The sequence below is a fragment of the Synechococcus sp. CCY 9618 genome, assembly GCF_019038415.1.
In the GTDB taxonomy this organism is placed as follows: domain Bacteria; phylum Cyanobacteriota; class Cyanobacteriia; order PCC-6307; family Cyanobiaceae; genus Cyanobium.
Genome location: NZ_JAFKRG010000002.1, coordinates 1 through 18,751, shown reverse-complemented (window position 1 = coordinate 18,751; position 18,751 = coordinate 1). Strand labels below are relative to the sequence as shown.

Genomic DNA, 18,751 nt, shown 5'->3' with positions numbered 1-18,751 from the left:
TTCCGCAGCCCGCATGGCGATCCCGGACCAGCGAGGGACTGTAGTTCAATCGGTTAGAGCACCGCCCTGTCACGGCGGAAGTTGCGGGTTCGAGCCCCGTCAGTCCCGTTTTCCATCTCCCGGAGCCGATCCCGTGGCCGCAGCGGTTCCCGTACGCGTTCGCCTGGCCCCCAGCCCCACCGGCACTCTGCACATCGGCACCGCCCGCACGGCGGTGTTCAACTGGCTGTTCGCCCGCCACCTGGGCGGCGCCTTCCTGCTGCGCATCGAAGACACCGACCGGGAGCGCTCAAGGGAAGCCTTCACCGAGGACATCCTCGACGGCCTGCGCTGGCTGGGGCTCAGCTGGGACGAGGAGCCGGTGGTGCAGAGCGCGCGGATCGAGGCCCACCGGGCGGCGATCCGGCAGCTGCTGGAGAGCGGCCAAGCCTACCGCTGCTACGCCAGCGACGCGGAACTGGAAACGATGCGGCAGCGCCAGCAGGCCGAGGGCCGGGCCCCCCGCTACGACAACCTGCACCGCGACCTCAGCCCCGAACAGGAGCAGGCCTACGTCGCCGAGGGCCGGGAGGCGGTGGTCCGCTTCCGCATCGACGACGGCGCCACGATCACCTGGACCGACCTGGTGCGGGGCGAGATGCGCTGGGCCGGCAGTGATCTGGGCGGCGACATGGTGATCGCCCGCCGCGCCCCGGCCGATGCCATCGGCGACCCGCTCTACAACCTGGTGGTGGTGGTGGACGACGCCGCCATGGCGATCAGCCACGTGATCCGCGGCGAGGACCACATCGCCAACACCGGCAAGCAGTTGCTGCTCTACGAGGCCCTGGGGCTGACGCCGCCCCGCTTCGCCCACACCCCGCTGATTCTCAACCAGGAGGGCCGCAAGCTCTCCAAGCGCGACGGTGTCACCTCCGTGGGCGAGTTCCGGGCCATGGGTTACACGGCCGAAGCCCTGGTGAACTACATGACCCTGCTGGGCTGGTCACCACCGGAGGGCGTGGGCGAGCGCTTCAGCCTGGAGCAGGCCGCCGCGGTGTTCTCCTTCGAGCGGGTCAACCGGGCCGGCGCCCGCTTCGACTGGGACAAGCTCAACTGGCTCAACGCCCAGGTGCTGCACGGCATGGAGGCCGCCGAGCTGCGCCGGCGCCTGCTGCCCCTCTGGCAGGCCCGCGGCTGGGCCGGGGACGGCGCCGGCGCCGACCCGGAGTGGCAGGAGGAGCTCTGCACCCTGCTGGGGCCGTCCCTCACCCTGCTGGCCGACGGCGTCGAGCAGGCCGCCCCCTTCTTCGAGACACCCGACCCCGACGCAAGCGCCCTGGCCCTGCGCAGCGATGCGGGCAGCCGGGCCGCCCTGACGGCCCTGCTGGAGCGGCTGCGCGAAGGGACGCTGGCCGCGGAGACCGCCCAGGGGCTGCTGGCGGAGGCGGCCACGGCCGCCGGCGTCAAGAAGGGGGTGCTGATGAAGGGACTGCGAGCCGCCCTGCTGGGCAGCCTCAGGGGCCCCGACCTGCTCAGCACCTGGCTGCTGCTGCACCGGCTGGGCGCCGACCGGGACCGGATCGCCGCGGCCCTCTGAGGCTGCCGCCGATCAGTCGTCCATCGCGCCGTAGATGGGCTCCACCCGGATCGCCTCGACGCTGCCGGAGCGCAGCACCAGGTATTCGTTGCTCAGATCGCTGATCGGCACGTTGACGAAGGCCTCAGGTGCGGCCACGGTCAGCACGCCGCCGTACCAGTTCTGGAACTCCTCCAGGGTGCTGAACTGCACCTCGTGATGGTGGCCTCCGCTCAGAAACAGATGGATGGCGTAGCGGCGGGGGGTGCGGGCCATGGGGCAGCGGCAGCGGCGGCGGAACGTGCACAGGATGCCCCATACGGCCAGAGCAGGCTTGCCCCCGGCCGGTAGAGGGGATGGAGCGGGGCACCGCTGGCGGTGCGGCCCAGGCACACCAGCCGGGCCCGCTGGGGCGTCAGCAGGGCCAGCACGCGGGCGTCCTGGCCGCGGCGGCGGCCGCCGTTGCCCCAGCCCAGCCAGATCGGGGCGGGCGCCGCGTGGGCCTGCAGCCTCCGCCGGATCCAGACCAGGTTGGCCTCACCCTCCGGATCGGCGCCCCGGTCGAGGGCGGCCGGATCGGGGCTGACCCGGGCGAAGAGGTTGAGCACCTCCAGGCCGCCGTAGCCCCAGCCGCGGGCGAAGGCCACCAGCCGCCGCAGGGTGGGGTCGTCGTGGAGGTGGTCGGCGCGGGAGGGGTTGAGGCCGATGAACAGCAGGCGCGGGCCGCCGGGGTCCCACACCCGCTCCAGCCACCAGCGGTAGGTGCCGCAGGGGCTGAAGACGGCGCGGCCGCTGGTGGTCAGAGCAGTGGTGGTCACGGCGGTGCCGGGCCACCGGATGGCAGGCTGTGGCGATCGGCAGGCAGATCCCGGGGACGGCCATGGAGCGGGACAAGCCCCTGTTGCTGCTGGTGGATGGCCATTCCCTGGCCTTCCGCAGCTTCTACGCCTTCGCCAAGGGCGGCGAGGGGGGCCTGAGCACGAAGGAGGGGGTGCCCACCAGCGTCACCTACGGCTTCCTCAAGGCCCTGCTCGACAACGGCAAAGGCCTGGACCCCCAGGGGGTGGTGATCGCCTTCGACACGGCCGAACCCACCTTCCGCCATGAGGCGGACGCCGCCTACAAGGCCCACCGGGAGGAGGCGCCGGAGCATTTCTTCACCGATCTGGCCAACCTGCAGCGCATCCTGAAGGAGTGCCTCGACCTGCCCCTGTCGATGGCGCCTGGGTTCGAGGCCGACGACGTGCTGGGCACCCTGGCCAACCGGGCGGCGGATGAGGGCTGGCGGGTGCGGATCCTTTCCGGCGACCGGGACCTGTTCCAGCTGGTGGACGACGCGCGCGACATCGCCGTGCTGTACATGGGCGGCGGACCCTACGCGAAGAACAGCGGGCCGACCGAGATCCGCCGGGCCCAGGTGATCGAGAAGCTGGGGGTGCCCCCCGAGGGGGTGGTGGACCTCAAGGCGCTCACCGGCGACAGCTCCGACAACATCCCAGGGGTGAAGGGGGTGGGCCCCAAGACGGCCCTGACCCTGCTGAAGGCCCACGGCGACCTGGACGGCATCTACGCCGCCCTCGACCAGCAGAAGGGGGCCCTGAAGACCAAGCTGGAGAGCGACCGGGACAACGCCTTCCGCTCCCGCATGCTGGCGGAGATCCTGGTGGCCATCCCCCTGCCCGAGGAGCCACGGCTGGCCCTGGGCCAGGTGGACCCGGAGGCCCTGGGGGAGTGCCTCAAGGAGCTGGAGCTGCACAGCCTGGTGAAGCAGGTGGACGGCTTCGCCCGCCTGTTCTCGGCAGGCCACCCGGAGCCGGCCGCCGCCGGCAACGGCAGCATCGCTGCGCCTGCCTCCACAGAGGCGTCCGCCGCAGCCGCAGCCGAACCCACCACCGAGGGGGCCCTGCCGGCCCTGGCGCCGGAGCTGGTCACGAGCCCGGAGGCCCTGGAGGCCCTGATGGGGCGGCTGATGGCCTGCACCGATCCGGCGGCGCCGGTGGCCCTCGACACCGAGACCACCTCGCTGAATCCCTTCAGGGCCGAGCTGGTGGGCATCGGCCTGTGCTGGGGGGAGGGCCTGGCGGAGCTGGCCTATGTGCCCATCAGCCACCAGAGCCCGCCGGCCGAGGATCTGCTCAGTCCGCCGCCGGAAGCGCCCCGCCAGCTGCCCCTCGACGCGGTGCTGCTGGCCCTGGGGCCCTGGCTGGCCAGCGCCGGGCACCCCAAGGCGCTGCAGAACGCCAAGTACGACCGTCTGATCCTGCTGCGCCATGGGCTGCCCCTGGCCGGTGTGGTGATGGACACCCTGCTGGCGGACTACCTGCGCGATGCCAACGACAAGCATGGCCTGGAGGCCATGGCGGCGCGCAACTTCGGGATCCAGCCCACGGCCTACGGCGATCTGGTGGCCAAGGGCCAGACCTTCGCCGCCGTGCCGATCGAGGCGGCGGCCCTCTACTGCGGCATGGACGTGCACCTCACCCGGCGGCTGGGGGCGCTGCTGGCCGGGCAGCTGGCGGCGATGGGGCCGGAGCTGCCGAAGCTGCTGGAGCAGGTGGAGCTGCCCCTGGAGCCAGTGCTGGCCCAGATGGAGGCCACCGGCATCCGCATCGACGTGGACTACCTGAAGGAGCTGGCCGAGGAGCTGGCCGCCACCCTGGCCCGGCTGGAGAGCGAGGCCCAGGCGGCGGCCGGGGTGGACTTCAACCTGGCCTCCCCCAAGCAGCTGGGGGAGCTGCTGTTCGACAGCCTGGGTCTGGACCGCAAGAAGTCGCGGCGCACCAAGACCGGCTGGAGCACGGATGCAGCGGTGCTGGAGAAGCTGGAGGACGACCACCCGGTGGTGAAGCTGGTGCTGGAGCACCGCACCCTGAGCAAGCTGCTGAGCACCTACGTGGAGGCCCTGCCGGCCCTGGTGGAACCGGAGACGGGACGGGTGCACACCGACTTCAACCAGGCGGTGACCGCCACCGGGCGGCTGAGCAGCAGCAACCCGAACCTGCAGAACATTCCGATCCGCACGGAGTTCAGCCGCCGCATCCGCAAGGCCTTCCTGCCCCAGGAGGGCTGGCAGCTGATCAGCGCCGACTACTCCCAGATCGAGCTGCGCATCCTCACCCACCTCTCCGGCGAGCCGGTGCTGGTGGAGGCCTACAACGCCGGCGACGACGTGCACGCCCTGACGGCCCGGCTGCTGCTGGAGACCGAAGAGGTGACGCCTGAGGAGCGGCGGCTGGGCAAGACGATCAACTTCGGGGTGATCTACGGCATGGGCGCCCAGCGGCTGGCCCGCGAAACCGGCATGGGCCAGGCGCGGGCCAAGGAGTTCCTGAGCCTCTACAAACAGCGCTACCCGCTGGTGTTCGCCTATCTGGAGCTGCAGGAGCGGCTGGCTCTGAGCCGCGGCTATGTGGAGACGATCCTGGGGCGGCGGCGGCCGTTCCACTTCGATCCGGCCGGGCTGGGACGGCTGAAGGGCCGGGACCCGCTGGAGATCGACCTGGACGTGGCCCGCCGCGGCGGCCTGGAGGCCCAGCAGCTGCGGGCGGCGGCCAACGCACCGATCCAGGGCTCCAGCGCCGACATCATCAAGCTGGCCATGGTGCAGCTGCAGCACGAACTCACGGCGGCGGCCCTGCCGGCGCGGCTGCTGCTGCAGGTGCACGACGAGCTGGTGCTGGAGACGGCGCCGGAGGCCCTCGAAGACGTACGGGAACTCACCCGCCGCACCATGCAGCAGGCGGTGACGCTGCGGGTGCCCCTCGCGGTGGACACCGGCGTAGGCCCCAACTGGATGGAGGCGAAATAGGGCAGCGAAGGTAGGCTGCGCCCCAGCCCTACCGCCCTCCTCGATGCCTGAACCGGTCCGGGTGCTGCTGACCGGCCGCGACGGCCAGCTGGGCCGGGCGCTGCTGGCGGCGGTGCCCCAGGGCATCGAGCTGATCGCCACCGGGCGGCAGGAGCTGGATCTGGCCGATCGCGCGGCCTGCCGGGCGGCGGTGGAGCGGCACCGACCCGACTGGGTGCTGAATGCGGGCGCCTACACCGCCGTCGACCGGGCCGAAGGGGAAGCGGCCCTTGCCGAAGCGGTGAACGCCGGCGCCCCCGGCGCCTTCGCCGGCGCTCTGGCGGCCACGGGCGGCCGGTTGCTGCAGGTGAGCACCGATTTCGTCTTCAACGGCGAACAGGGCCACCCCTACCGGCCGGAGCAGGCGCTGAGTCCCCTCGGTGTCTACGGAGCCACCAAGGCCGAGGGGGAGCGGCGGGCACAGGCGGCCCTGCCCCCCGAGCGCCTCTGCCTGCTGCGCACCAGCTGGGTGTACGGGCCGGTGGGGGCCAACTTCTGCCTCACCATGCTGCGGCTGCACCGGAGCCGGGCGGCCGCGGGCGAGCCGCTGACGGTGGTGGCCGATCAGGTGGGCTGCCCCACCGCCACCGGTGGCCTGGCGGCCGCCTGCTGGCGGGCGATCGGGCGGGGGGTGAGCGGCCTTCACCACTGGAGCGACTGCGGCGCCGCCAGCTGGTACGACTTCGCCGTGGCCATCGGCGAGCTGGCCGCCGGGCAGGGGCTGATCGAGGCGCCCGCGACGGTGCGGCCGATCACCACCGCCGACTACCCCACCCCGGCCCGGCGTCCCAGCTATTCGCTGCTCGACTGCACCGGCAGCCGCGCCGCCCTGGGCCTGGAGGGGCAACACTGGCAGACCGCCCTGGCCCGGGTGCTGGCCCAGATTCCCCAGATCCGGCCCTGAACACTCCCCCCCCATCGCTCCCCCGTCGCCACACCGCATGGAAACCGCTTCCTCCGCCTTCGACCTGCCGGTGCTGCTCGCCGGCCGCCGCCGCATCCTGGTGACCGGCGGCGCGGGCTTCATCGGCGGTGCGGTGGTGCGGCGACTGCTGCGGGACAGCGGGGCGACGGTGTTCAACCTCGACAAGATGGGCTACGCCAGCGACCTGCTCGGCATCCACAACACCCTGGCGGGCCTGGGGGCGGCGGCTGAGGGACCCGACGGGCCGCGCCACCATCTGCTGCAGGTGGACCTGGCCGATGGGGAGGCCACGGCGGCGGCGGTGCGCCAGGCCGATCCGGATCTGGTGCTGCATCTGGCGGCGGAGAGCCACGTGGACCGCTCGATCGACGACCCGGGCGCCTTCCTGGTGAGCAACGTGATGGGCACCTACCAGCTGCTGCAGGCGGTGCGGGCCCACTGGGAGGGGTTGCCGCCGGAGCGGCGGGCGGGGTTCCGCTTCCACCACATCAGCACCGACGAGGTGTTCGGCTCCCTGGGGGCCACGGGACGCTTCTGCGAAACCACCCCCTACGACCCCCGCAGCCCCTACTCGGCCAGCAAGGCGGGCAGCGACCACCTGGTGCAGGCCTGGCACCACACCTTCGGGCTGCCGGTGGTGCTCACCAACTGCAGCAACAACTACGGGCCCTGGCAGTTTCCCGAGAAGCTGATCCCGGTGGTGATCCTCAAGGCCGCCGCCGGGGAGCCGATCCCCCTCTACGGCGATGGGGCCAACGTGCGCGACTGGCTCTACGTGGAGGACCACGTGGAGGCCCTGCTGCTGGCCGCCACCAGCGGCGAGCCGGGCCGCAGCTACTGCGTCGGCGGCCATGGGGAGCGCACCAACAAACGGGTGGTGCACGCCATCTGCGCCCTGCTCGACCAGCTGCGGCCCGCCGGCGCCCCCCACTCGGTCCTGATCACCCCGGTGGCCGACCGGCCCGGCCACGACCGGCGCTACGCCATCGACCCGGAGCGGATCAGCAGGGAACTGGGCTGGCAGCCCCGCCACAATTTTGAGCAGGGCCTGGAGCAGACGGTGCGCTGGTACCTGCAGCACAGCGACTGGTGCACCGAGGTGCGGGAGCGGGCCGGCTACGGCGGCGGCCGCCTGGGCCAGGCCAAAGCCGGAGCGGCCCGTTGACCCTGCGGCTCACCAACACCCTCAGCCGCCGCTGCGAGCCCTTCGCGCCGCTGGAGCCGGGGAAGGTGTCGATCTACTGCTGCGGCGTCACGGTCTACGACCTGTGCCACCTGGGCCACGCCCGCAGCTACATCGTCTGGGATGTGCTGCGCCGCTACCTGCTCTGGAGCGGCTACGCGGTGACCTTCGTGCAGAACTTCACCGACATCGACGACAAGATCCTCAAACGGGCCGAGGAGGAGGGCAGCTCGATGGCGGTGGTGAGCGAGCGCAACATCGCCGCCTTCGAGGCCGACATGGCCGCCCTGCACATCCTTCCCCCCGACCGCATGCCGCGGGCCACCCGCAGCCTGGCGGCGATCCGGGAGCTGATCGGCGAGCTGGAGGCGAAGGGGGCGGCCTATTCCGCCGATGGCGATGTGTACTTCGCCGTGCGGCGCCAGGCCGATTACGGCAAGCTCAGCGGCCGCACGTTGGAGGAGCAGCAGGAGGGGGCCAGCGGCCGCACCCGCCAGGCGGAGGAAGCCCGCAAGCAGCACCCCTTCGATTTCGCCCTCTGGAAGGGCGCCAAGCCGGGGGAGCCCAGCTTCCCGTCGCCCTGGGGGCCGGGGCGGCCGGGCTGGCACATCGAATGCTCGGCGATGGTGCGCGAGGAGCTGGGCACCACGATCGACATCCACCTGGGCGGGGCGGATCTGATCTTTCCCCACCACGAGAACGAGATCGCCCAGTCGGAGGCGGCCAGCGGAGCGCCCCTGGCCCGCTGGTGGCTGCACAACGGCATGGTGAACGTGGGCGGCGAGAAGATGTCCAAGTCGCTGGGCAACTTCACCACGATCCGGGCCCTGCTGGAAAGCGGCGTGAGCCCGATGACGTTGCGGTTTTTCGTGCTGCAGGCCCATTACCGCAAGCCCCTGGATTTCACCGCCGAGGCCCTGGCGGCGGCGGCCACGGGCTGGAAGGGCCTCGATGGCGCCCTGGGGCTGGGGGAGCGGCACGGGGTAGCGCTGGGCTGGGGAGCCGCACCAACCGAGCCCTCCGAGGAGCTCACCCAGGCCCGCGAGCGCTTCGCCGCCGCCATGGACGACGACCTCAACACCTCGGCGGCCCTGGCCGTGCTGTTCGAGCTGGCCCGGCCCCTGCGGGCCCTGGCCCACCGGCTGGAGCGAGGGGAGGCGGAGGCGGCCGCCGCCGGCGAAGCGGCGCAGCTGGAGTCCCGCTGGCGGCTGCTGCGGGAACTGGCCGGGGTGCTGGGCCTGGAGGCGGAGGCGGCAGCGGCCGCGGTGGATGAAACGGCGATCCAGGCCCGGATCGAAGAGCGCAAAGCTGCCAAAGCCGCCCGCGATTTCGCCACGGCCGACCGCATCCGGGCGGAGCTGGCCGCCGAGGGCATCGAACTGTTCGACCGGCCCGGCGGCGTGACCGACTGGGTGCGGAGCTGATGGGCGACCTGGACATCCGCTGGCAGCAGAGATTCTCGAACTACTGCCGGGCGCTCGAGCAGCTGGAGACGTTCTTCGAGCCCCCCGAACTGAACGCACGGGAGCAGCAGGGATTGATCAAGGCCTTTGAATACACCTTCGAGCTGGCCTGGAACACCTTGCGTGATCTCCTGGTCAGCCAGGGCAACGAGCAGTTGCTCGGTTCAAGGGATATGTTGAAGGAAGCGTTCCATCTGGGCCTTATCCAGGATGGCGAGGCCTGGATGCTGATGATTCAGGACCGCAATCTCACCAGCCACACCTACAACCGATCCACCGCCGATGCGATCGCCGGGCACATCGGCCAGAGCTATCTGGGCTGCTTCCAGCGGCTGCGGGCCCGGCTGAGCACCATGCAGTCATGAGCCACCCTCCCACCCCCATGGGGGCGATCCCGGGGATCCCAGAGCAGAGCCAGCAGCGGCTTCAGCAGCTGTTCGCCAGTCAGGCCCATCTCGACGCCGTGTGGCTGTTCGGCTCCCGGGCCATGGGTCGGCACCGGGAAGGATCCGACATCGACCTCTGCCTGGAGGGGCGGGAGCTCAGCCATCGGGACCGGCTGCGGCTGATGGCGGCGATCGATGAGCTGCTGCTGCCCTGGCAGGTGGATGTGGCCCTGCGTCAGGAGATCCCGGCGGATCTGGAGACCCATCTGCAGCGCGTGGGCCGTTGCATCTGGAGGCGGGGCTGAGGCGATGGCCACGATCTCGGTGGTGATCCAGTTCTTCGAGGACTTCGACTTCATCGAGCGGGTGGTGGAACTGCTGGCCTGGGTCGACGAAATCATCGTGAACGACGGTCCCTTTCTGTTCACCCGGGAGTTGCTGGAACCCCTGGTGGGGCGGGATCTGGTCCAGCCCTCGGCTCGAGCGGCCGACCTTTTCGCCCATCTGTCGCGGCGGCTGGGGGTACCGATCCACTACCACCACCGGATGTTCGAAGACGAGCGGGAAAAGCGGGTCCACGGCTACGGGCTGGCCCGGGGCGATGTGGTGCTCTCGGTGGATGCCGATGAACTGCTGCTGCTGGACCGGGAGGCGGTGGAGCGCTTCTGGGGCAGCGAAGCTGTGGTGGCCAGCTTCGACTGCGTCAATTTCACCTACCTGAACCTGGTGTGCGGCAAGGCGGGCAGCCCCCTGGTGGCGCGCAAGCCCTTCGCCTTCAAGCGGTCAGCGATCCCCGCCGCCCATCACCTCGACTACCTCTGGCTGGTGGGGGTGGAACAGGAGTCGGTGGCCCAGGCGGACTTCCTGCCGGAGGCCCTCTGCGCCGGTGCCCACCTCACCACGGTGCGCAGCAGCTACGGGGCCAGCATCAAATTCGGCTTCTACAACTGCCTCTACTACCACCTGCACGGTGGTGAGGGACTGCGGGGCAGCTTTCAGGAGGCGCGGGACTACTTCGCCAAGGGGCGGTTCAGCAGGACGGGCCAGGCGGAGGTGTATGCAAGGGCCATGGCGGATGCGATCGGTTTCCCGGACCAGCAGTACTTCCGCCTGGCGGATTCCCGTGAAGTGCCCGAGGCGGTGCGTACGGAAGCCGCCATGGCCTGCGCCCCTCACAACAGCTGCCTGCCCCGCCGCTGCCTGAGCGGCAGCCTGGTGCCCGGGGTCCCCGTCTATGTGCTGATGGAGGCGGACAAGGGGCTCAGGATTGCCTTGTCGATCGACGGCCAGGCCAGACTCCGGATCGCCCCTCTGGTGGTGAACGCTGAACCGATCGATCTGAACAAGCCGGCCATGGAGTTGCTGTGGCAGGCCAGGGCATTGGAGTCCCGGGAATGGGAGCTGGAGGTTGCAGCGCCCGAGGCCAGCGGACCCTGGATCGGGAATCTGATCGAACTGGTGGTGTGGGGCGATCCGGCCCAGCGGGAACGCTGGGCCGACGCCTCCCTGGCGCCTAGCTTCAGCCTGGCGACCCTGGCTTCACCGGAGACCTTCAGGATCGACCCACAGCAAGCGCCGACATGATGGGGCAGGAAACTGCGGAACGCTGGGATGGAAGCAGCCGGGCTCGGACACCATCCTCCAGGGGGTGAAGGCCCCGGCGCCTGGCTCCGCCATGGCGTGATGTTGCTGCGGACGATCGAACCCGGCGCCGAGGCAGGCCAGCAGCAGCAGCAGGCCGCCCTGGCCTTTCTCCAGGCGGTCAAGGAAGGCGCCTCGGACGCCGATGTGCAAGCTGCCCAGCTGGATGCCGTCATCGGCAACCTACGCACGGCGATCGCGGCGGCGGGTCTGAGCGGTCCGCCGGAGGACTGAGCATCGACGGTCCCTACGGCGCAGATGACACCCCCTGGTGAACCGTGCCCGGGCCTGGGGGGTTGGGATCAGGCTTCCTGAAGCCACCTGCAAACCTCAGCCGAGATCAGCGGTTCCAAAGCCTACATTAAGGGCAGGAATGGAAGAAATCATTCACAATATGAAGAGCGACAAGGCTCGATTTGGTGTCAACAATCACTGAAAGCCTGACACCCAGTCAAGGTGTGCTGGATCTGCACGAGCGCCATCAGACCTTTTCCAGATTTGAGGATTTTCACACCATCCTGCCGGCCTTGCTGCAGCAGGGCCAAAGGCTTGATGCGTGCGTAAGGATGATCAGTACCCTGGGGATTCTCGAACCCCTGACCGGCGAGCACATCCCGCCTGAACACATCCTCGTCAACGGTCCGAACTATCGCGAATCCCTGATAGCCCATGGCCTCCTTAGTCGCAATCGTGCGATTTTACAAGTGATGGAATGCCAGCATGGTTCTCTGGAGGCCATCAGAAGAAAGCAGATTTTCCTTCCAGAAACCCTGACAGGACTTGCGTTCTGGTTGAAACATCACATCGCCTCGGACTGTCTCGTACAAAGTGAATTTCATGACGACGATCTGGGCAGTACAGGGAGTGACATGGCGCATCAGGACCTCTGCCACCTGACCTTCAACGATAGTCATTTCGATCTCGTCATCTGCAGTGAATTGTTTGAACACGTTTATTCCCTTGATCGGGCCCTGCGCGAGATCAGGAGGGTGCTGAAGCCGGACGGACGCCTGGTGGCCACTTTCCCGATGGCCTTCGGACAATCCACCTCGATCGAGAAAGCCCGGTGGAACGAGACCACCGGCAACGTGGAGCTCCTCGGTGAGGCCGATTTCCACGGCGATCCCTTCCGTCCCGAACAGGGCTCTCTGGTGTTTCGGATCCCCGGCTGGGAGATTCTCGATCAGTGCCGCGCCGCTGGCCTCAGCGACTGCCGCATCCATCTGATCTCCAGCTGGAAGCTGGGGGTGCTGGGCGGGGATCTGCCCGGTGTCCTGGTGCTGGAGGCGCAGCGCTGATGAGCCGCCACAGGATCGCCACGCTTCAGCGCCAGCTGCTGGAGATGCCGCAGAACACCAACCTCTGGGAGCAACTTGATGGGCTGCTGGGACAGGCTGAAGCCAAGCCCCCCGTGGAGCCTGACACCCCGGCACCATCGAAGATCCACTGGGGCCCCCTTCCCACCCAACGGCAGCGAAAGGATCAGATCTTTCCTCCTTTGCGGCAGCTCCACTACGACTGCAGCTCCCTCACACCTCTGATCAGCAATCTGTACTCCCGCGAACCATCAGGAAAAGGATGGATTCGCTGGGTTGGACCTGAACCGAGATTGGCCGTTCGCTTCCCGTTTCAAACCGGGATAGGCCACTGGAGATTCGAAGTACAAATCGCCAGATTCTTCGACAGGAACGATGGCAGCAAGCTGAAATTCCATGTCAACGGTACGGCGCTTCCTCTTCACTGGGCCGGCGACAATATCTACCGTGCAGAGATAGAGGGGCACCTGATTGATAAGGCTCAACCTGGTGGTCCAGGAATGGGATTCAGCATTATGGAACTTTCGATACCGTCCAGCTACAGGCCCGATGGAGAAGACCAGAGAATGCTTTCCTTCGCCATCGGCCAGCTTTCGATGCAATCTTTCGAGTTTTACTAATGAGCAAGAAGATCTCTGTTGTCATCGCCACCTACTGCCGCTATGAGGTTGTACCAAGAGCAATTGATTCCCTCTTGGCACAACAGGGAGTGAACCGTGATGACGTTGAAATCATCGTTGTTGACAACACTCCGAAGGAGAAACGACAGAGGATTGCGAACGACTCCCTCTGCGACAAATTCATCCATGAAGACATCTCCGGTCTGAGTCGGGCGAGGAATCTTGGGATCGCCATCGCCAGCGCCCCCCTGGTGGCGTTTCTTGATGATGACGCCATCGCCCATCCGACCTGGGTGCTTGAAGCCCAGAGCCTGATGGAAGCCCATCCTGGCTGGCTGGTGCTGGGAGGTCGCATCATCGCCGATTACCGGGAGGCTGAACGTCCCAACTGGATGGACAGCAAGTTGGAAGAATTTCTCTCCTGCGTGGACTGGCCCGTGGAGAAAGCCACCCCCATGAGTGAGGGAACCTGGATCGCTGGAGCCAATATGGTGTTCCGCAAGAAGGTGTTTGAATCTGGCGTGGGCTTTGACACGCGACTCGGTCGAAACGGGACAAGTTCACTGCTGAGCAATGATGAAACCGAATTGTTTGAACAGATCGGCAAAGAGAATATCTATTACACCCCTTCCATGCCGGTCCAACATGTGATTCCTGCCAATCGTCTCAGGCCGGAATGGTTTCGTAAGCGGGTCTACTGGCAGGCACTGTCTGATCTAATCGCAGGCACGGTCTGGATGACTCCATCGCAGGCTCAGGATCGATTCCAGCAAGACATTGCACAAGTGCCCGCAGAGTACAGAAGTTATCACGCCATGGCCTTCAAGCCCCGCAACAGTGAGGAGATGAACCGCCAACTGAGGCTGATCTACTCAATGGTGATCAGCCTCTCAGGGGGGCTGCCCGATTTCGAGTGGACCAGGAGTGAAGCGTTCCATGAGTGAAGGAAGGGCGCTGGTACTTTCACCCTTCGCCACCCACCCTCTGGATGCGGGCCAACGGAAACGTGCCTTCCAGACAACGAAGCTGCTTCAGGATCTCGGTTTTCGCATCACATTTCTGCACTATGCCTTCGAGACACGCTGGTACTGGGGTCATAACGAAGATGATGACATGGTCCTCCGCCAGCAATGGGGGGATGTCTTGCACTTCTATGGCCATAAAGGGGTGGGTATGGAACCCAAGGATGGTCCCAGCCATGCGCTTGACGAGTGGTGGGATCAGGATCTCGGTGGCTATCTGGAGAATCTGTTTTGCAAGCGGCGCTTCGATCTCTTCGTGGTGCATAACGTGTGGCTATCGAAAGCCTTCGATCATGCCCCTGAGACGTGCGTGAAAGCTCTCGAGACTCATGACGTTTTCAGCGCAAGAGCCGAACAGTTCCGGGCGACGGGTGTGAGTCCCGAATTCTTCAGTTGCTCGGTTGAAGATGAAGTTTTTGGCCTGAATCGGGCTGATCTGCTCATCGCCATCAAGGAAGAAGATGCCGCCTGGTACACCCATCAGAAACTGAAACCCAGTATTTCTGTACTCACGCTGCCCTATCTAGACCCTGAAGTCTCTTCATTCTCTGTCAAGGAGGGGGCAAGCGGGGGCTACCTGCATCCAGCCAAGGTTCGCTTTGGGATGATCGGCTCCGACATCCACTTCAACCGTATTGCCATCGAGAATCTGATCCGTGAACTGGACAAGCTCGTACGGGAGACCTACGCACCCGTTGAAGTCGTCCTTGCGGGGAGTATCTGTCGATCCGTGGCCGATCACACAGGACTGGTCACCAAACTCGGCTTCGTGAAAGAGGTGTCCGATTTCTATGACACGGTGGACGCCGTAGTGGTGCCGATGCTGAACGGGACGGGAGTGAAGATAAAATCCGTCGAAGCCATCCGGTATAAGAAACCGGTCCTGCTGACAGAACACAGTGCGGAGGGCACCTACCACCAAGGCATCCATGCCCGAAATCTGCATCAGATGGCGGAACGGATGGTGGCGATCGCCCTGCTGCGGCCGGATCTGACCACCATGCTCTCGGAAACCGAGGTGGCGATCCAGAGGGCACTGGCGGAACTGGAGGCCAACTCCAGGTCCCTGCTGAGGCAGATGAAGCAACGGCGTACGGGTTTTCTTCAGGTCGCCCGCGCTGTGACCCACACTGGAGAACCCAGTGCCATCGACCGGCTGGTACATCTCTGCACCTACCGGCTGCTGGGCAGCTGGTTCCGCCCCCTGGGGCTCGTCACCGATGCGACAACGGCCGACTCCATCGATGATGTCCCAGGGGATTCCCTGACCATCGTCCACGATAGGAATGAGCTGGAGCGGCTCCTGGAGTTGGCTGGCGTCGTGGTGATCGACGGCAGAGATCAACTCCTGCTGGAACCCCTGCTTCGGCAAGCCCTCCATGTCACGTTGATCATCGATCTGAGGCTCCTGGAAGTGGAGGAGGCCAAGGATCTGCAGCGCTCCTATGGGGGCAGGCCCAATGTGCTCTTCCTTGTCAATCCACTGCTGGTGGGCTGGTGGGAGCAGGAATGCCCAGCCTGCTCCCAGGTCGCCCTGCCCCTGCTCAACGATCGTCTGACCTGGGATCCCCACCTCACGTGCCACCGGGACGTCCTTGCCCAGCTGCAAAACGGTCCACCCTCGAACGCGACGAGCCTTTCTCTGTCCCTCGAGCTCGCTGCCATGAACCTTCCCAGCGGCACCGGCTCGGCGGCGGCAGTGCTGCAGCACTCGCCACTGGTCACCGCCCTGGCCGTGAACGAAGCCAAGCTCGGCATCCTGGCGGCTCTGAGCGCCACCCAGCAGCACCAATGAGCCCCCTGCCTCAAACGATACCAACTCCTTCATTCCAGCACTGATGCCACCCAATGACGAAACGCGTTCTCTTGATCACGTTCAATGATTTTGAGCAGTACACCTCCCTGTGGAGGCCAAGCGACGTATGACTCATCTCTACACCAATGACAACAACCTAGCCTGCCCCAATGAGACTCGCGACACAAGAGCTTGGGACTTGAGTCTTTAGGCAAAAATTAGCCAAAAGTGTCTTACTCAATGAAGATGCCAAGAGTCCACTTGGCTCGCCGAAGGAAACTGCATTTGCTATTTTTGAATGAATTGATAGTGTCGTCCTAAATGGCGCAAAGCCGCAAGTCAAGCTGAATACATGTTACTCAAGCTCTCAAAGATAGCTTTAGCGCCATAACTATTTATGGTCTGACGCTCATCAAAGTCAACGATTTCAGCTCGACAAACAGAGTCGACCGCAGGTCAGAATAGCTGTCACAAGAGAAAGGCTAACGCCTAGCACTCATGGGGAGCTTCTTGGAAAACACCGATTTTGCCAGATTAATTATCGCATTAGCCTCTAATGATAATGCTTCATGCTGCATGTGCTGCAAATACTGATCGACCTCTTTAGGATTTGAAATCTTATTTCGCCAGTCTTTCTCAGCGTCCTGCTTTGTCAACTGAGATGTGAACGCTCTGCTCTCGGTCAGAGTGGAGACGTAATCAGACTGAGGCAACGCACCAAGCGCATGCAGAAAACCACAAACAAAAGAAACCTGCATATCGTTATTGAAGTTAGCCCATGACTCGTAACGAACGAACCAAGTTGAATCACGAATTCCAGACCGCAGAAGGCATTCGAGGACTGACTGATTCATTAAAAGTAGAGTATCCGTATATTTGATCAGCTTAGAAGGGTCTATTTCTGGCTTTAAGCTGGTTGTATTGACGCCTTTGGCAGCAAACTGTCCGCTAGCCATCGCTTTTATCATTGAAATATATGAGTCAATAGGCCTACGAGTCAAGAAGAGAACGTGGTCTGAAATGAGACATACGTCAGCAATGGTTTGTGCATCGAGGTGTCCCACAAATATTGTAATTAAAATAGGACCACCATCCAGTGCTTTTAGATCAGATACGAATTCAACTGGAATGCCACCACTTCTGAGCGGATTGCCATCAAAAAAAGATTCAACAGGAAGCATGCTCAAAGGGTCCGAAGATTCGTTAGCGGCATCAACAACCTCCCTAGGAAAAACTATACCTTTTAAACTGCCAAGAGCCAAATCTCGCTTGTGCAAACACCACGGCGTCTTGGGATGAAATATTTCATCGTAAACAGTAAATCCGATTTCCGAAAAGATCTGACCAAAGCGCGTGGAACCGGATCGCTCCTTAGAGATCACTGTAATAATCATATTTTTGCAATGCTTGGCAAAGCAGTACAATAACATGACCCTGCCAAATGGGAAGAAGGCTGGAGAAGTCTACAGTGAGAATAATCTATCATTATGGTGAATACTGTCAAGATATATTTCTGCGGCAATGAGCCTGGAAAGCGCTGGATACTATCAACGCTCTACGAGACAATGGAGCGCTGATTGAGATGTCTGCCCAGCTTACTGGACAGTAAGTACGCCTGTTTAGTCGATTGCGCACTGAGCAGGGTCAAGAAGTGCGCCAAGTGAAAATGATCACTAAAGAGATGCAGGATCTGCTTCCTTGCAGCCCCTGTGTTGCCTGATCAGACTTCTCTACCCCCTTCAAGATCAGCGTGTGGGGCCGCCACCGTATTGATTGGCAACCATGCTGCGGATACATCTGTTTCTGCAGTGATGCGGGGTCAGCGATCTGTTCATCAACGAGTCCTCGATGGAGGGTTCCACCATGTACCGTTTTCCGACATCGATCTTTCCATCAGCCGATTGGTCCTGAGACGACGTTCCTCACCTTCCACCTCCTGCTGAAGCAGCACAAGCAGAGTGTTACGACGGGGAAGGCTCCCTGATTTTGTTGAGCATGAAGATGCGGCAGCCTGCTCCGCCAAGAACAAGAAAAGCGAGGGAGATTCGGAGATGCAAACCAAGCAGGGCAGCTATTGCATCTCGGCATGAAAGACCGCAACGGCGAGGGCAAGGTATCCATCTTGAGCCACTGGGATATGTCCACGGCAAGAGAAATATACAGATTGATCTCATCATGAGTTGTTCTGCATGGCGACGAGGAAGTTGCCTATGTCAATGCGAATAACCATGGGATTCATCAGCGGCTCAAGATAGAGGGAAAGAAGGCTAAGTCATGGATGGCCTTGCCACCTGTAAAATGAACTTCGCTTCCCAAAACCAAGGGTCAACTGTTCATTCAGGTTGAACAACGAATGACCATATCGTCGCCATAATAGTGCATCCCTACCTGATAATCACGAATCAGTTCTCCTTTCTAAACACCCGGCTAGATAAACGGTCAGGGAGAGCTGCAAGGAGGTCATGCCAGTTGGGCTCACCTACCTTTTTCTAGCTCGCCATCAGTTACCGAGAACCATATAACTATATGGGCTTGAAAGTCAATCTGGCCGCCACTTAGCTCACCAAAGATTGGATTCAGCCCCTGCAAGACGATAATGCATTGCTCAGACACCTTGCATCGAGGAGGAGTGGATCCCAAAACGCTTCTGTCGTCAGCGATGCTGATGAGGGCTTGTTGTTCAGAGATTCTTAGATTCAGCCCACTGGCGCGGCGCTTCCGCCCATCTCTTTGATTTGGGGCCTAACTTATTCATTATGAGTTTTTTACCAATTAGAAAACTGATTTTCAAGAGTCGCCCTTGGGCGAGACGCGGCCCCTAACGTTCAAGCCTAGGAGGCTGCTGAAATAGCCGCCAATCCAAGACCCTCCAGAGCAGATTGGGTTCTGTGAGCCTTATGGCTTTCCCGCCGGGAGTCTTGCTCGGCGAATCCGGCGGTCCTCCGCGGCGTCCGTGTCGATTCCCAGCTGGTCGATCTCCGCCGCTCGGCCCGCT

16 protein-coding genes and 1 tRNA gene are annotated in these 18,751 nt (G+C 63.9%); 14 read left to right on the top strand and 3 right to left on the bottom strand.

Going from position 1 to position 18,751, the window contains the following annotated elements; translation table 11 throughout:
- Positions 1–34 precede the first annotated feature (34 nt).
- Both KUG41_RS00250 and gltX read left to right on the top strand, forming a co-directional pair.
- A tRNA-Asp gene (locus tag KUG41_RS00250) sits at positions 35–108 on the top strand.
- Positions 109–133: 25 nt separating this feature from the next.
- Positions 134–1,579, top strand: coding sequence for a glutamate--tRNA ligase (gene gltX, locus KUG41_RS00245; protein ID WP_216899912.1), 1,446 nt, complete (start codon positions 134–136; stop codon positions 1,577–1,579).
- A 12-nt stretch (positions 1,580–1,591) separates the two neighbouring features.
- Here gltX and KUG41_RS00240 read toward each other — a convergent pair whose 3' ends face one another.
- Entirely contained in the window at positions 1,592–1,834 is a 243-nt protein-coding gene (locus KUG41_RS00240; protein WP_216899910.1) for a hypothetical protein, read from the bottom strand.
- On the bottom strand, positions 1,792–2,376 hold the full coding sequence (locus tag KUG41_RS00235; protein WP_371733978.1) for a DUF1643 domain-containing protein: 585 nt from the start codon (positions 2,374–2,376) through the stop codon (positions 1,792–1,794). The genes KUG41_RS00240 and KUG41_RS00235 overlap by 43 nt, the downstream gene beginning before the upstream one ends.
- A 62-nt stretch (positions 2,377–2,438) precedes the next feature.
- Here KUG41_RS00235 and polA point away from each other — a divergent pair, with 62 nt between their 5' ends.
- From polA to KUG41_RS00175, 12 genes are all read left to right on the top strand, one after another.
- Entirely contained in the window at positions 2,439–5,366 is a 2,928-nt protein-coding gene (gene polA / locus KUG41_RS00230) for a DNA polymerase I (RefSeq protein ID WP_216899908.1), read from the top strand.
- 43 nt (positions 5,367–5,409) lie between these two features.
- A complete protein-coding gene (gene rfbD / locus KUG41_RS00225) occupies positions 5,410–6,309 on the top strand; it encodes a dTDP-4-dehydrorhamnose reductase (RefSeq protein ID WP_216899906.1) in 900 nt (299 codons plus the stop codon).
- A gap of 37 nt (positions 6,310–6,346) precedes the next feature.
- Positions 6,347–7,495 (top strand): dTDP-glucose 4,6-dehydratase, encoded by a 1,149-nt coding sequence (rfbB, locus tag KUG41_RS00220; RefSeq protein ID WP_216899904.1) that lies wholly within the window; start codon positions 6,347–6,349, stop codon positions 7,493–7,495.
- On the top strand, positions 7,492–8,937 hold the full coding sequence (gene cysS / locus KUG41_RS00215; protein ID WP_216899902.1) for a cysteine--tRNA ligase: 1,446 nt from the start codon (positions 7,492–7,494) through the stop codon (positions 8,935–8,937). Before rfbB ends, cysS begins: the two co-directional genes overlap by 4 nt.
- Complete coding sequence (locus tag KUG41_RS00210) at positions 8,937–9,341, top strand: nucleotidyltransferase substrate binding protein (RefSeq protein ID WP_216899900.1); 405 nt, start codon at positions 8,937–8,939, stop codon at positions 9,339–9,341. The genes cysS and KUG41_RS00210 overlap by 1 nt, the downstream gene beginning before the upstream one ends.
- The gene (locus tag KUG41_RS00205; RefSeq protein ID WP_216899898.1) at positions 9,338–9,667 is read left to right on the top strand and encodes a nucleotidyltransferase domain-containing protein; all 330 of its coding nucleotides are present in this window, start codon (positions 9,338–9,340) and stop codon (positions 9,665–9,667) included. Before KUG41_RS00210 ends, KUG41_RS00205 begins: the two co-directional genes overlap by 4 nt.
- Positions 9,668–9,671: 4 nt before the next feature.
- A complete protein-coding gene (locus KUG41_RS00200) occupies positions 9,672–10,946 on the top strand; it encodes a hypothetical protein (RefSeq protein WP_216899895.1) in 1,275 nt (424 codons plus the stop codon).
- Between the two features lie 27 nt (positions 10,947–10,973).
- A complete protein-coding gene (locus tag KUG41_RS00195; protein WP_216899893.1) occupies positions 10,974–11,237 on the top strand; it encodes a hypothetical protein in 264 nt (87 codons plus the stop codon).
- 224 nt (positions 11,238–11,461) lie between these two features.
- A complete protein-coding gene (locus KUG41_RS00190) occupies positions 11,462–12,301 on the top strand; it encodes a class I SAM-dependent methyltransferase (protein ID WP_216899891.1) in 840 nt (279 codons plus the stop codon).
- Positions 12,301–12,939 (top strand): hypothetical protein, encoded by a 639-nt coding sequence (locus KUG41_RS00185; RefSeq protein WP_216899889.1) that lies wholly within the window; start codon positions 12,301–12,303, stop codon positions 12,937–12,939. The genes KUG41_RS00190 and KUG41_RS00185 overlap by 1 nt, the downstream gene beginning before the upstream one ends.
- The gene (locus KUG41_RS00180; protein ID WP_216899887.1) at positions 12,939–13,883 is read left to right on the top strand and encodes a glycosyltransferase; all 945 of its coding nucleotides are present in this window, start codon (positions 12,939–12,941) and stop codon (positions 13,881–13,883) included. Before KUG41_RS00185 ends, KUG41_RS00180 begins: the two co-directional genes overlap by 1 nt.
- Entirely contained in the window at positions 13,876–15,756 is a 1,881-nt protein-coding gene (locus tag KUG41_RS00175; RefSeq protein WP_216899885.1) for a glycosyltransferase family 4 protein, read from the top strand. The genes KUG41_RS00180 and KUG41_RS00175 overlap by 8 nt, the downstream gene beginning before the upstream one ends.
- 482 nt (positions 15,757–16,238) lie before the next feature.
- Here KUG41_RS00175 and KUG41_RS00170 read toward each other — a convergent pair whose 3' ends face one another.
- Positions 16,239–17,186, bottom strand: coding sequence for a hypothetical protein (locus tag KUG41_RS00170; RefSeq protein WP_216899883.1), 948 nt, complete (start codon positions 17,184–17,186; stop codon positions 16,239–16,241).
- Between the last annotated feature and the right edge of the window lie 1,565 nt (positions 17,187–18,751).

Bases quoted from the DNA above. Each gene is read 5' to 3' on its own strand.
- KUG41_RS00240 (WP_216899910.1), bottom strand. From the start codon at position 1,834: ATGGCCCGCACCCCCCGCCGCTACGCCATCCATCTGTTTCTGAGCGGA.
- polA (WP_216899908.1), top strand. From the start codon at position 2,439: ATGGAGCGGGACAAGCCCCTGTTGCTGCTGGTGGATGGCCATTCCCTG.
- rfbD (WP_216899906.1), top strand. From the start codon at position 5,410: ATGCCTGAACCGGTCCGGGTGCTGCTGACCGGCCGCGACGGCCAGCTG.
- rfbB (WP_216899904.1), top strand. From the start codon at position 6,347: ATGGAAACCGCTTCCTCCGCCTTCGACCTGCCGGTGCTGCTCGCCGGC.
- KUG41_RS00210 (WP_216899900.1), top strand. From the start codon at position 8,937: ATGGGCGACCTGGACATCCGCTGGCAGCAGAGATTCTCGAACTACTGC.
- KUG41_RS00205 (WP_216899898.1), top strand. From the start codon at position 9,338: ATGAGCCACCCTCCCACCCCCATGGGGGCGATCCCGGGGATCCCAGAG.
- KUG41_RS00200 (WP_216899895.1), top strand. From the start codon at position 9,672: ATGGCCACGATCTCGGTGGTGATCCAGTTCTTCGAGGACTTCGACTTC.
- KUG41_RS00195 (WP_216899893.1), top strand. From the start codon at position 10,974: ATGGAAGCAGCCGGGCTCGGACACCATCCTCCAGGGGGTGAAGGCCCC.
- KUG41_RS00185 (WP_216899889.1), top strand. From the start codon at position 12,301: ATGAGCCGCCACAGGATCGCCACGCTTCAGCGCCAGCTGCTGGAGATG.
- KUG41_RS00180 (WP_216899887.1), top strand. From the start codon at position 12,939: ATGAGCAAGAAGATCTCTGTTGTCATCGCCACCTACTGCCGCTATGAG.
- KUG41_RS00175 (WP_216899885.1), top strand. From the start codon at position 13,876: ATGAGTGAAGGAAGGGCGCTGGTACTTTCACCCTTCGCCACCCACCCT.
- KUG41_RS00170 (WP_216899883.1), bottom strand. From the start codon at position 17,186: ATGTTATTGTACTGCTTTGCCAAGCATTGCAAAAATATGATTATTACA.